The organism is Streptacidiphilus sp. ASG 303 (assembly GCF_020991365.1).
GTDB lineage: Bacteria > Actinomycetota > Actinomycetes > Streptomycetales > Streptomycetaceae > Peterkaempfera.
Window position 1 is genome coordinate 108,108 of record NZ_JAJLRA010000018.1, and the last position, 12,917, is coordinate 121,024.

Below are 12,917 nucleotides of genomic sequence, written 5' to 3' on the forward strand. Positions count from 1 at the left end.
CCGTCCGCCGCCGGGCGGGCGGGGGCCGGCCCGGCCGCCGGGCAGGGCTGCGGGTTCTCCCGCCTCCGCATCGGCGCCGCCGAACGGGGGAAGCAGAACGGGGCGGGGCCGACCGGCCCCGCCCCGCCCCGGTCCGCAGACCGTTCACCGTGGTACGCCTCTCAGGAGGCGCGCCACTTCTGGTAGCCCTTGCCGTTGCAGTCCCGCAGCTCCAGGACCGTTCCCGGCCCGGTCGAGCCGCCCGCGAGCGACACGCACCGGTGCGCGTTGACGTTCACCAGGTCGTACGAGGCGTTCAGCACGAAGTGCTGCGCCTCGCCGCCGTTGCAGCGGGCCACCTGCACGGCCGTGCCGTTGGCGGTCCCGGCCCCGGCCGCGTCCATGCACAGCCCCATCGACCGGATCGTGCCGTCCGACCGCACCTCCCACAGCTCCGGCGCGGACGAGGGGGAGCACGCGGCGACGGAGAGCCGCTGCCCATCCCTGCCGGAACCGGCACTGATGCACAGGGAGGAAGCGAAGCTGACCACGGTCCGGCCCGCGGGCGGTGCCGCCGTCGGCGTGGCGGACCCGGTCGGGGCGGCGGCCGGGGCCGACGACGCGGCGGGCGTTCCGGCCGATGTGCCCGCTCCCGCCGACGGGCCGGGCTGTGCCGCGGCTCCGCCGGTGGGGGAGCCGGGCCCGGCGGAGCCGGACGACGCCCCGCCCGCGCCCGTACCCCGGCCCGGGGCGGCTTGCCGTGCTGTCCCGCCGGCGGCTGGCGTCCCGGCGCCGTCCCGGTCCATGCCCGACACGGATCCTGCCAGCACGGCCGCGGCTCCGCCGGGTCCGGAGGACGGACCGGCGGACGGTCGTGCGGACGGCGGCTCCGAGCGCTCCGCCTCCCGGTCCCCGCCGAGCGCGTCGACGCCGAGGGAGATGCTCTCCGCCGGCTGCATGCGCGTCGACGGCCCGCGGTGCGTCCCCGCGGTCATCAGGACCGGCAGACCGGCGAGCAGGATCCCGCCCACGGCGGAGGCCACCAGCACGGTCCTGCCCGGACGGCCGGACGGCCGCTCCGCGTCCCCGCCGTCCGCGCCCACCTCGGCGTCCCCCGGCTCCGTTCCGGTCACCCCGGGGTCGTGCTCCCCCCGAGGCCCTCCGGTGGCGCCCGGCCGGCTCCGCCGCAGCCGAAAGCGGGCCCCGCCCCCGGTGCGGGGGGCGGTGGGGCCCTCCTGCAGGACCGCCGTTACCGTCGGGAGGAGGGCGGTTGCGGTCTCCACCGTTCCCGGACGGTCGGGCTCCTGGCGATCAGGGGCCGCTGCGGCCGACACCGCGGTGCCCGGTGCGGCGGCACCGGCTCCCGACGTGCCCGCTGCCGGCTTCGGCGGTCCCGCGTCCCGCCCGTCGGCCGCACCGTCGGCGCGGCCTCCGCCCGCCGGCGCGGTGCGGGGGACCAGGGCGTCGTCCGCCCCGCCCGCGGCCCGGGGTAGGGCGACGGCCCGGCGCACCGTCAGCCCCCCGTTCGCGGTGCCTCCCCGCGGTCCCGCGCCCGGTGGACCGGACCCCTGATCTGGTCGTTGCGGCATCACATGTCCTCTCGGATCGGATGGACGGACCGTCCCGCCCCCGCCCGGCCGTCCGGGCGGGGGCGGGACGGCGGGGGCGGCGGGCGTCCGGATCACGGACGCCCGCCGCCCGCCGTGGGCTCCCCGGCAGTCGGCGGCGCCACGACGGCCCCCCGCCCGGCGGCCCGGTGCGGCGTCGCCGCCCGGACCCCGGCGTGGAAGCGGTCGGCGGCCGGCCGGCGCGGGGACGACTGCTGCTCCGGGGCGCCGGCCGGAGCCTGCGGCGGTCCTCCCGGGACCCCCTGGCCGCAGTCCGCCGCGCCCTGCGGCCCCGGGCCCCGGCCGGTCCCCAGCGGGCCCGCGCAGCGGGCGGGCCAGGGGACGGCGGCGCCGACCGGCCGCCCGCTCAGGAACCGGTCCAGGCGCTCCAGGACCGCGCGGTCCCCGGCGCCCGGCCCGCCGGGCTCCCCGGGGGAGGCGCCGTCGTCCGGCAGTTCGCGGAGGAGCACCAGCGGCCCCGCGGACCCCGGCCGCACCTCCAGGACGCGGAAGCGCGTCCCCGGGGCGAACACCACCTCGTCGGAGGCGGGGGAGGACCCCGCGGACCGCTGCACCCTCCGTCCGCCGACCGACCAGACCAGGTACCCGGTGCCGTGCGGCAGCAGCGCGCCCGGGTCGAGCGGCAGCCCGCACACGGGCGCCGGCTCGTGCAGCACGGCCCCGGGCACCGCCCCGCCGGGCGGACCGGCCGCCGCCGCGCCCGGCGCGGCACCGCGGACCACCGCGCCCCGGTAGGGGGCGAGCCGCCCCAGACCCGACGTGAGGCACGCCGCGTACGGCAGCAGCACGCCGCCCCCCGCCCGCAGGTCCGCGGCCAGTGCGGCGTGGCCCAGCGGCCCGTCCGCCGCGGTGAGGTACAGCCGCAGCGCGACCAGGTCGGCCAGCGCGGCCTCCCGCTCCTCCCCGGCCGTCCCGGGCAGCAGCTCGGCGGTCCGGGAGGCCCAGGTGGCGTGCAGGTCCCAGGACGGACCGGCCAGCGCCCGGAAGGCGAGGCGCTCCTCCCCGGTGCTCCGGCGGGTCCCGGCGGGGACTCCGTCCCCGCCGCCGTGCCCGCCTCCGCCGTCGTGCCTGCCCCCCGAGCCGTCCCGGACGCCCTCCCGCGTGGTCGTCTGCACGACGGCGTGCGCCGGCGCGGCCCCCGGGCCGCCGGGCCCCGCGGCCCCCCGCAACCCCGCTGCGCCCGCCCCCGGACCGTCGGGCACAGCGGGTACAGCGGGCACGGGCGGCGCGGCCGCCCCGGGCCCCGCCTGGACGGCGGGCTGCGGCAGGGGCCCGCGCGGACCGGCGGCCCGTCCGGCCGCCGTCGCGTGCTCCCGCCCCCGGTGGCCCGCGTCCGACGGCCCCGCAGGGAGGGCGGGGTGCGGTGCGGCGGGAGGTGCGCCGCCGCCCGGGAGGGCGGGGCGCGGTGCCGCGGGGGGCGCGCCGCCGCCCGGGAGCGCCGGGTGCGGCGCCCACCGCGGGCCCGGCGCCCGCCGGGACGCCGCCGCGCCGTAGCGGATGCTCCGCACGCCGTGCCGCCCGGCCAGCGCCCGCAGCTCGCGGCCGCCGTCCGGGCAGTGCCCGTGCACGTGCAGGACGGCGCGCGCCACCACCTCCGGCGCCAGCCGGGCGAGCAGCCCGGACAGGACGGGCCAGAGGGTCCCGTCCAGCCGCTCGCCCGTGACGCCCACCTCGACGACCGCGCCGTCCGGCTGCACCGGGTGTGCGGCGACCGGCACCACCGCCCCCCGCCGCGCGACCCACAGCCCCGCACGGGTCGTCGTCACCTGCCAGCGGTCGGAGAGGTCCAGCACGCCCGGACCGGCACCGCCGGACCCCGGCGGCAGCGGGAAGGTCCAGCGCACGAGGCGGGGGGCGCGGGCCCCGCCCGTGCCCGCCCCGGGGCGGCACGCCACCGCGTCCACGAACGGCTGCCACCCCGGGGCGCCGTCCCGCCCCACGAGAACGGCGCGGACGGTGTCCGAACCGGTCCCGGAACCGTCGAGCAGCGGCAGGCCGGTGTACACCTCCACCTCCCCGTCGAGCGCGTCGGCGACCGCCTGCCCGAGGGGCAGGATGTCCTCGCGGCCCCCGGGCACCAGGCGCACACCGGACCGCACCGCCCGCGGCGAGGCGCTCAGCAGGGCGGCGACCTCGTTGGGGGAGACGTCCTCGCCCTCCAGCACGCCCACCACGACGGCCGGACGGCGGGGGTCGACCGGCATGGCGTGGTAGAGGTCGCCGGGTTCGGGCGCCCGCGCGCCGGCCGGCCGGACCACCACGCCCGCGGGGATCCGGTCGACCACGCACCCGCCCGCGACGCGCGCCGGCAGGGAGTCGAACGACGGCTGCCAGGAGGGCGCCGGGAACCGGGGGCCGAGGCGCTCCCGGGATCCTCCGGCGGAGAACCGCTGCCAGCCGCCGTCCCGGGACCCGGGCGCGGCGGCGAACAGGGAGCCGCCCGGGACGAACAGCACGCTCCCCTCCGGGGCGAGCACCCGCATGCCCCACGCGTCCGCGACCCTGCGGCCCAGGGCGGTGCGGTCCCGGGGGCCGTCCTCCCCGGCGCCCGAGACGACCAGCAGGACCTCCTCCGTGCCCGACGCGCGCAGGCCGTCGAGCACGTCGCCGAGGGCGTGCGCGAACCCGGGGCCCGCGCCGTCCTCCCCGACGCCCGCCACCACGGCCCGGACGCCCGCGCCGGAACCGAGGGAGCGGGCGAGGTCGCCCAGGTCGGCCGGTGTCAGGACGTCGTCCGACGGACGCCGCAGCAGCAGGACGCCGTCCACCTCCTCGACGAGGATCCCGCCGTCCCCGCCCGCCGCCGGCGCCCGCCCGGACCGGTCGCCGCCACCCGGTTTCCCGGGTGCCCCGTCCGCCCGTCCCCGGCCGCCCCGGCCTGCGCGGCGGGCGAGCCGGCCGCCCCACGCCGTCACGGCCGGTCTCCCGGCCGGGCGGCCCGCGTGCGGGGGAGGGCCGGCCCGCGGGCCGCGCGCCGGGCCCGGTCGGCCCGGCGCCGCCCCCGCGGTCCGCGGCGGCGCGGTGCGTCGCGCATGGGAGGACGTCCTCTTCCTTGAACTCGTGCGCCCGGGAAGGCGGTGCGCGGGTACGGGCCTTTCCGGCGCGCCGCGGCGGCCGTGCGGGCGCGCCGTCCGGGGTCCGCGCCGTCCGGGGGACCGCGGTGCCGGCGCCGGAGGCGGCTTCGCCGACAGGCTCCGGAAAGGCAGTCAAATCGGCCTGCGGGCAGTGATCAAGCACCCGCCCGCCCCCGCGCCCGAACGTCCCGCAAGTGCGCCTCTTCGGGCAGGCGCCGTGCGCCCGCCTCCCGGTGCAGGCGCCGGGGGCCCGCGGCCGGGCAGGCGTTGCAGGCCAGCGATCGGCGGCGGGCCCGGCGGCCGCACCGCCCGGGCCCCGGCGGCCCGCCCGGCCTCCCGGGACGCCACCGGGGAGCCCGGCCTCCCGGGACGCCACCCGGGACGTCGCCCCGGACGCCCCCGGACGGCTCCTCAGGTGCTGCGGAGCGCCGCCGTCACCGGCGCCCGCGCCGCGCGGGCCGCCGGCACCACCGGGACGCAGACGGCGGCCGCCACCGCCACGGCGCAGGTCAGCAGCAGCGCCCCCGGGGAGGGGGAGCCGGCGATGCCGGAGCCGATCCCGCTGCTGCGGCCCTGGAGGTCGATCAGCCAGCGCGACACCGGCAGGCCGAGCAGCACCCCGACCGCCACCGCGGCCAGTGCGGTGAGGCCGGTCCCGGTGGTCACGACCGCCGTGACCTGACGGGGTGTCAGTCCCATGGCGCGCAGCACGCCCAGGTCCCGGGCGTGGTCCCGCAGGCCGCCGGCGGTCGCCGTGAGGAGTTCGGCCAGGCCGATGAGGCCGAGCACCGCGACCAGCCCCGCCACCACCACCCGCACCGCGCCCAGCCGGTCCGCCGGGTTCGCGACCGGCCGGACGTCGAGCCGGCCGCCGGAGGCCGCCGCCAGGGCCGCCCGCACCGCCTCCCGGTCGGCGCCGGGGGCGAGCACCACGTTCCAGTACTGCGGCGGGGGCGGGCCGTCCCGCCCCTCCAGCGCGTCGAGGCCGACGGAGAGCATCTGGCCGTTGTGCTCGGGCTCGATGCTGCGGCCGACGACGTGCAGGATGCGCGGCGTGCCCGCCGTCGTCACCCGCACCCACTGGCCCACCCGGACGTGCATCAGGTCCAGCAGCCCCTGGCCCGCCACGGCCTCGTCCCGGTCCCGGATGCCGCGGCCCTCGGCCAGCGCGTAGGGGTAGGGGGCCGCGGCTGTGCCGAGGCCCCGCAGGGTGACGGTGCGGGTCTGGCCGGGGACCAGCGCCTCCGTCTCGACGCCGGCGTAGGCGGCCCGCACGCCGGGCGTCCCGGCCAGCAGCCGCTGCACGGCGCCGGGGGAGAGGCCCGGGGCCCGCGCGGTCAGGGCGGCGGGCAGCCCGATCCGCTCCGGGTGGGCCCGGAAGCCGTCCAGGGTGGCCCAGCTGCCCAGCGCCACGGTGACGGCCATCACCGGGATGGCGAGGCGCGCCACGGTCAGCCCGGCGCGCAGCGGCCGGTGGAACGCGTCCCGCGCGCCGAGCACCAGGGCCGGCGGCAGCCGCAGGAGCAGGGCCAGCCGGGCGAGCCGGGACAGCCGGCTCACCCGGCGCACGCCCCGGATGCCCGGCACCGCGGGCACCCGGCCGGCGCGCCAGGCGGGCACGGCCGCCACCGCCGCGACGACCAGCAGCACCACCCCGCCGGCGACGGCCGCCCCGGAGGCCGCGACGGCGCCGCCCGGCAGCTCGTGCCAGCGGGCCACGGCGGGACCGACGGGGTCGGGCAGCACCGGGCCGAGCAGGGCCGCCCCCGCCGTGCCCAGGGCCACCCCGGCGAGGGCCAGCGCCGCGTGCTGGTAGACGACCATCCGCACCACCTGGGCCGGGGTGAAGCCGACGGCCTTGAGCATCGCGATGTCCCCGACCTGCGCCAGGACCCGCTCGCCGGCCGCCCCGGCGGCCGCGAGCGCGACCGCGACCAGGGACACCAGGCCGAAGACGCCGAGCAGCAGCCCCAGGAGGCGGCCGTCCAGCTCCCCGGCGGTCCGGACCTGCTGCCAGGTCGACACCCGGGCCACCCGGGCGCCGCCGAGCGCCGTCACGGCCTGCTGGACGGCGAAGTCGGTGTCCGCGGGGTCGTGCAGCCGCAGGCCGGCCACCAGCCCGGTCCGGCCGTCCGCCGGTCCGACTGCGGCCAGGGTCCCGGGGAGCACCCAGCCGAGCCCCGGGGTCCAGTCGGGGCAGGGCCCCGAGTCGGCGGTGTCGGCGGTCCCCAGCACCCGCAGGACGCGGGTCCGCCCGTCGGCCGTCCGCACCGCCAGCCGGGCGCCGGCGGCCGCGCCGGCCGCGCGCGCCGCGGTCCGCTCCAGCACGACGCCGTCCGGCTCCGCGGGGTCCAGCCAGCGGCCCGACCGCAGCAGCGGCCGGGAGATCCGCGGCGGTGCGGAGCCCACCGCCCTGAGCTCCAGGGGCAGCTTCCCGGTGCCGGCCGGGACCGTCACCACCGCGGTGCGGTACGGCCCGGCGACCGCGTCCACCCCGTCCAGGCGGGAGAGGGCGGCGGTGCCGGTGCCCGCGTCGAGGTGGAGCCACACGTGGGCCCCGGAGGACTCCGAGAAGATCCGCTGCCAGGGGTTGACCGCGTCCTGGAGCAGGACCCCCGCAACCATCAGGGCCGTCACCACCGCCGCGGTGACCAGGGTCACCAGCAGCGCCTGGCCGGGACGCGCCCGGCAGTCCGCCGCCGCCCAGCGCAGCTCCGCGCGCACGGCGGGTCAGCCCTTCAGCTCGAGGACGTCGGCGAGCGTGGTGCGCCGCCCCCGCGGGGCGGACTCCACGGCGGCGTCGTCCGCGACCCGGCCGTCGAAGAGGCTGACGACCCGTTCGGCGGTGGCGGCGACCCGTGCGTCGTGGGTGACGAGCACGATGGTGCGGCCCTGCTCGTGGAAGCGCGTGAGCAGCCGCAGCACGTCCCGCGTGCTGCGGCTGTCGAGGCTGCCGGTCGGCTCGTCGGCGAGCAGCAGGCCGGGCTCGTTGACCAGGGCGCGGGCCAGCGCGACCCGCTGCTGCTCGCCGCCGGAGAGGCCGGCGGCCACGGCGCGGGCCTTGTCCGCCAGGCCGAGCTCGCCCAGGAGCTCCTCGCGGCGGGTGCGGGCCTGCCGGGCGGACGCGCCGGCGAGCAGGGCGGGCAGCTCGACGTTGTCGGCGACGGTCATCGTGGAGACCAGGTTCGAGAACTGGAAGACGATGCCGACGGAGCGGCGGCGCAGCAGCGCCCAGCGCGCCTCGCTCAACCCGTCGACCCGGCGGCCCTCCAGCCATATCTGCCCGCCGTCCGGCCGGTCCAGGCCGCCGAGCAGGTGCAGCAGGGTGGACTTGCCCGCGCCGGAGGGGCCCATGACCGCGACGAACTCGCCGCGGTCCACGTCCAGGTCGACGCCGTCCAGCGCCCGGACGGCGGAGCCCTCGGAGCGGTGCGTGCGGACCAGGCCCCGGACCCGGAGCACGGCCTCCCCGTGCGGCCCCGCCCCGGGGGTCGCGGGGGTCGCGGAGGGGGCGGAGGACTCCGGGCGCGGGGTGCGGGCGCGCGGGAGCCGGGGCCGCGGGATGCGGGGGAACCGCGGGCGTTCCGGCCCGCGGACCGGGTCGGAGGCTCCGGCCGTACTGCTCACTCCAGTTCCTCCTGACAGCGCTCCAACCAGTCGAGGTCGGCCTGCAGGTGGAGCATGGCCCCCTCGATCAGCAGCTGGGAGACGCGGTTGTCCCGGCCCTCGGCGGCGAGCCGGGAGAGCCCTCGCATGGTGTTGAGGTAGTGGCGGCGCTGCTTGTTGATCAGGGCGAGCCGGTCGGCCCCGCCGGTGCCCGGCGCGAGGATCAGCTTGAGGAAGAACTCGTCGCGCACGCGCGGGCCCTCGGTGGGCTTCTCGAACCAGGCGGCGAGCTCCTCCCGCCCCGCGTCGGTGATCTCGTACACCCGCTTGTTGGGGCGGCTGGACTGGCTGACGTCCTGCCCCCTGATCAGGCCGGTCTTCTCCAGCCGGCCCAGCGTCACGTAGATCTGGCCGATGTTGGGCTGAGGGTACGCCGGGCCGAAGGTGTGCTCAAGGGCCTGCTTCAGCTCGTACCCGTGGGCGGGTTCCTTGGCGAGCAGCGCCAGCAGCGACTCCCGCACGGCCCACCGCCTCCTCCCCGCTCCACCCGCGTGTCAGAGTGTACGGGCGCACCCGCGCGGGACCGCAGGCCGCCGTCCCTCCTCCGTCTGGCCTCCCGTTCGGGAGCCGGGTATACATAACGGTAATCCATGGGGAGGGTCGATGGGCAGAGTGCGGGTACTCCTCCGGCTGACGGCCGCGGTGCTGCTGGTCGCCGGGTGCTCCCTGCCCGGCCTGTCCGGCACGGTCCGGACCGGCGACCGGGGCGGCACCGGGCCGGTGACCCTCGCCACCGGCCGCGACCTCACCGGCTACCTGCGGGGCAGGCTGGCCCAGTGGAACCGCGCCCACCCGGCGGAGCGGGCCACGCTCGTCGAGCTGCCGGAGGCGGCCGACGACGCCCGCGCCCAGATGATCAGCAGCCTCCAGGCCCGCAGCGGCCGTTACGACGTCCTCAACCTCGACGTGGTCTGGACGCCCGAGTTCGCGGCGGCGGGCTGGATCACCCCCCTCGACCCGCGGCTCTTCCCGCTCGACCGCTTCCTCGGCCCGGTGACCGCCACGGCCACCTTCCGCGGCCGGCTCTACGCGGTGCCCTACGTCAGCAACGCGGGGATGCTCTACTACCGCAAGGACGTCCTCGACCAGGAGCACCTCCGCCCGCCCCGCACCTGGGGCGAACTGGCCCGCCTCGCCCGCACCGTCGCCCCCCGGCACGGACTGGAGGGCTACGCGGGGCAGTTCCTCCCGTACGAGGGGCTGACCGTCAACTACACGGAGGCCGTGCAGTCCGCGGGCGGGCAGGTCCTCACCCGCGACGGCACGCGGGCCGCCGTCGGCAGCCCCGAGGCCCGCAGGGCGCTGGACTTCCTCGTGGGCGGCGTCCGGGAGGGCTGGATCCCCCGCGAGGCGCTCTCCTTCAAGGAGGAGGAGTCCCGCAAGGCGTTCCAGGACGGCCGCTACCTCTTCCTGCGCAGCTGGCCGTACGTCTACGACCTGGCGCAGGCGAAGGGCAGCAGGGTGGCGGGCCGGTTCGGGGTCGTGCCGCTGCCCGGCCCCGACGGCCCCGGTGCCGCCTCGCTGGGCGGCTCGGACCTGGCCGTCAGCAGCTACTCCCGGCACCAGGAGTCGGCGCGCCGCCTCATCGCCTACCTGACCGGGGAGGAGAACCAGCGCCAGGTCCTGCTCCAGGGCTCGCTGCCGCCGGTGTGGGCGTCCCTGTACGACGACCCGGCGCTGGTGCGCCGCTTCCCCTACCTGCCGGTGCTCAAGCAGAGCATCCTCTCGGCCCGGCCCAGGCCCCGGAGCCCGGAGTACGACCAGGTGAGCCTGGTGGTGGCCGCGGTCGTCCACGACGCCCTCACCCTCCGCCGGTCGCCGCAGTCGACCACGGAGCGACTGTCCCGCGAGCTCGACGCGGTCCTCCGCCGGCCGTAGCACGGCCCGGACCCTCCCCGGGGAGGCGGCCGGGGCAGCGTGCCGCGGGCCGTCTCCGCCGCGCCCTCCCGCGCGCCCTCCCGGCGTCCGGAGCGCTTCCCGCGGGTCTCCCTCCCGCGCCCTGTCCCCGGGCCGGAGCGCCCCGTCCTGTCCCGCCCCCGCGCCGCTCCCGTGCCGGGCCGCTCCCGGCCTGGCCGCTCCTTGCCGTTCCGCTCCCGTTCCGCGCTGCGCCCTGCCGCCCCCTGCCGCGCCTCCTCCGCTCCCGCCTCCGTGCAGGTCCGGGCCCCGTCGCCGCCCGGCACGGGGTCCGCGGGGACCCCCGCTGCCCGAAAACGCCTGCGGCGCCTGCCTGTTCGACTCATTGACACCCCCCTGACACACATACATAACATGCATGTAGTGAACGGCCGGAGCTCTGCACCGGTCGGCCCGCTGCCGCGCGCCGCGCGGCCGGGCCGCCGCCCAACTCCGTTACCAGTACGGACGGTGACCCCATGACCGTCGCAGCGGTCCCCAGCGACCCCGCAACGGCTTCCCCGCAAGCCCCCGTGATCCCCCGGCAGCGCTCCGCGCCCGCCGCCGAGCTGCACCAGCCGCAGCCCTGGTGGCGCGACGCCGTGATCTACCAGGTCTACGTGCGCAGCTTCCTCGACAGCACCGGGGACGGCATCGGGGACCTGGCCGGCGTCCGCGCCGGACTGCCCTACCTCAGGCGGCTCGGGGTGGACGGGCTCTGGCTCAGCCCCTTCTACCCGTCCCCCCAGCACGACCACGGCTACGACGTGGCGGACTACTGCGACGTGGACCCGGTCTACGGGGACCTCGACGAGTTCGACCGCCTCGTCCGCGACGCCCACCGCCTCGGCCTCAAGGTCGTGGTGGACATCGTCCCCAACCACTGCTCCAGCGCCCACCCCTGGTTCCGCGAGGCCCTCGCCGCGGCCCCGGGCAGCCCGGCCCGCGCCCGCTTCCACTTCGCCGACGGCCGGGGCGAGCACGGCGAGCTCCCCCCGAACAACTGGCGCGCGATGTTCGGCGGGCCCGCCTGGACCAGGACCACCGGACCGGACGGCACCCCGGGCCAGTGGTACCTGCACATGTTCACCCCCGAGCAGCCCGACCTGAACTGGCGCAACCCCGAGACGGGCCGCGCATTCGAGCGGATCCTGTCCTTCTGGCTGGAGCGCGGCGTCGACGGGTTCCGCATCGACGTGGCGGCCGGCCTCTTCAAGCACCCCGACCTGCCCGACTCCCCGGACCCCTACGCCGACGAGCGCACCCGCGACTCGGTCAACCCCCTCGCCTGGAACCAGCCGGAGGTCCACGAGGTGTGGCGCTCCTGGCGCCGCCTCTGCGACGAGGCCGCGGCCCGCGACGGGCGCGAGCGCCTCCTGGTCGGCGAGGTGTCGGTCCCCACCGCCGCCGAGCACGCCGCCTACGTCCGCCCCGACGAGCTCCACCAGGCGTTCTTCTTCGACCTCCTGGCCGCCCCCTGGGAGGCCGCCGCCTTCCGGGGCGTCATCGAGGAAGCTCTGCGCGACATCGCCGGGACCGGCTCGACCGTCACGTGGGTGCTGAACAACCACGACCAGGTCCGCACCGTCACCCGTTACGCGTCCCCGTCCGGGGACGCCGACCCGTCCGGCGCCGGCACCGGCGGCCCGCGCGCCCGCGCCGCCGCCCTGCTCATGCTCGCCCTCCCCGGCGCCGCGTACGTCTACCAGGGCGAGGAGCTGGGCCTCGCCGAGGTCCTGGACCTGCCCGACGAGGTGCTCACCGACCCCGTCTTCCACCGTACGGGCAGCCGCCTGCGCGTCCGCGACGGCTGCCGGGTGCCGCTGCCCTGGTCCGGCCACGTCTCGCCGTTCGGCTTCACCACGGGCGGTGACGCCCGCCCCTGGCTGCCGCAGCCCGACTGGTTCGCCGCGCACACCACCGAGCGCGCCCTGGCCGACGTCGGGTCCTTCTGGCACCTGTACCGCGACGCGCTGCAGCTGCGCCGCAGCCTGCCGCACCTGGGGGAGGGGCCGCTCCGCTGGCTGGACTCCCCGCCCGACGTCCTCGCGTTCGTGCGCGGCGACGGACTGGTGTGCGCCGTCAACTTCGGCGACGGCCCGGTCCCGGCCCCCGTCGCCGGACCCCCGCTCCTCTCCAGCGGCCCCTGCGCCGACGGCACCCTGCCGGCCGGCACCGCGGCCTGGTGGTCCTGCGACCCCTCCGGGGTCCTGGACTGAGCCGCCCCCCGCCACCCGGCGGGGGACCCACCGCCGCCCCGGCCACCACCCGCGGCGGCACCCACGGACGCGGCATCGGAGCCGCGTCCTCGACAAGGAGGACACCATGAAGTGGAGATCGGCCGGAACGGTCGGCATGGCGGCCCTGGCGGTCCTCGCCAGCGCCTGCAGCAGCAGCGGTTCCGCGGATTCCGCGGCGGGCACCGCCTCCCCGGCGGCCGCCTCGCCCGCCTCCGGGCTCGGCCTCCCCGACCTGCACGGCAAGACGGTCGAGGTCGCGGCGATCTGGACGGGTCCGGAGCAGGCGACGTTCAAGAAGGTGCTGGACGACTTCGCGAAGCGCACCGGCGCGACGGCGACCTACGTGCCCACCGGCGACAACGTCTCGGCGTTCCTGGGCAGCAAGGTGCAGGGCGGCGCCGCGCCGGACGTGGCGTTCCTGCCCCAGGTCGGGGTGC

General features: G+C 78.9%; 7 protein-coding genes and 1 pseudogene. 3 read left to right on the forward strand and 5 right to left on the reverse strand.

Annotation, left to right across the window (positions count from 1 at the left end; genetic code table 11):
• Positions 1-161: 161 nt before the first annotated feature.
• From LO771_RS31415 to LO771_RS20970, 5 genes are all read right to left on the reverse strand, one after another.
• Positions 162-530: an RICIN domain-containing protein gene (locus tag LO771_RS31415; RefSeq protein ID WP_230654734.1), complete on the reverse strand. Its 369-nt coding sequence runs from the start codon at positions 528-530 to the stop codon at positions 162-164.
• 1,130 nt (positions 531-1,660) lie between these two features.
• Complete coding sequence (locus LO771_RS20955) at positions 1,661-4,375, reverse strand: hypothetical protein (protein WP_230654736.1); 2,715 nt, start codon at positions 4,373-4,375, stop codon at positions 1,661-1,663.
• Positions 4,376-5,092: 717 nt separating this feature from the next.
• The gene (locus LO771_RS20960; RefSeq protein WP_230654738.1) at positions 5,093-7,405 is read right to left on the reverse strand and encodes an ABC transporter permease; all 2,313 of its coding nucleotides are present in this window, start codon (positions 7,403-7,405) and stop codon (positions 5,093-5,095) included.
• A 6-nt stretch (positions 7,406-7,411) separates the two neighbouring features.
• Positions 7,412-8,143, reverse strand: coding sequence for an ABC transporter ATP-binding protein (locus LO771_RS20965; protein WP_230654765.1), 732 nt, complete (start codon positions 8,141-8,143; stop codon positions 7,412-7,414).
• Positions 8,144-8,304: 161 nt separating this feature from the next.
• Positions 8,305-8,808: a PadR family transcriptional regulator gene (locus LO771_RS20970; RefSeq protein ID WP_230654739.1), complete on the reverse strand. Its 504-nt coding sequence runs from the start codon at positions 8,806-8,808 to the stop codon at positions 8,305-8,307.
• Positions 8,809-8,950: 142 nt separating this feature from the next.
• Between LO771_RS20970 and LO771_RS20975 the strand changes: the two genes are divergently transcribed.
• The 3 genes and pseudogenes from LO771_RS20975 to LO771_RS20985 form a co-directional block, all read left to right on the forward strand.
• Positions 8,951-10,225: an ABC transporter substrate-binding protein gene (locus LO771_RS20975; protein WP_230654740.1), complete on the forward strand. Its 1,275-nt coding sequence runs from the start codon at positions 8,951-8,953 to the stop codon at positions 10,223-10,225.
• 494 nt (positions 10,226-10,719) lie between these two features.
• Positions 10,720-12,459, forward strand: a complete 1,740-nt coding sequence (locus LO771_RS20980) for a glycoside hydrolase family 13 protein (RefSeq protein WP_230654742.1) — start codon at positions 10,720-10,722, stop codon at positions 12,457-12,459.
• Positions 12,460-12,565: 106 nt separating this feature from the next.
• Positions 12,566-12,917, forward strand: a pseudogene (locus LO771_RS20985) (carbohydrate ABC transporter substrate-binding protein); the annotation flags it as partial.

What these genes read in the sequence shown, in the direction of transcription:
- LO771_RS20980 (WP_230654742.1), top strand. Translation starts at nt 10,720, where the DNA reads ATGACCGTCGCAGCGGTCCCCAGCGACCCCGCAACGGCTTCCCCGCAA.
- LO771_RS20975 (WP_230654740.1), top strand. Translation starts at nt 8,951, where the DNA reads ATGGGCAGAGTGCGGGTACTCCTCCGGCTGACGGCCGCGGTGCTGCTG.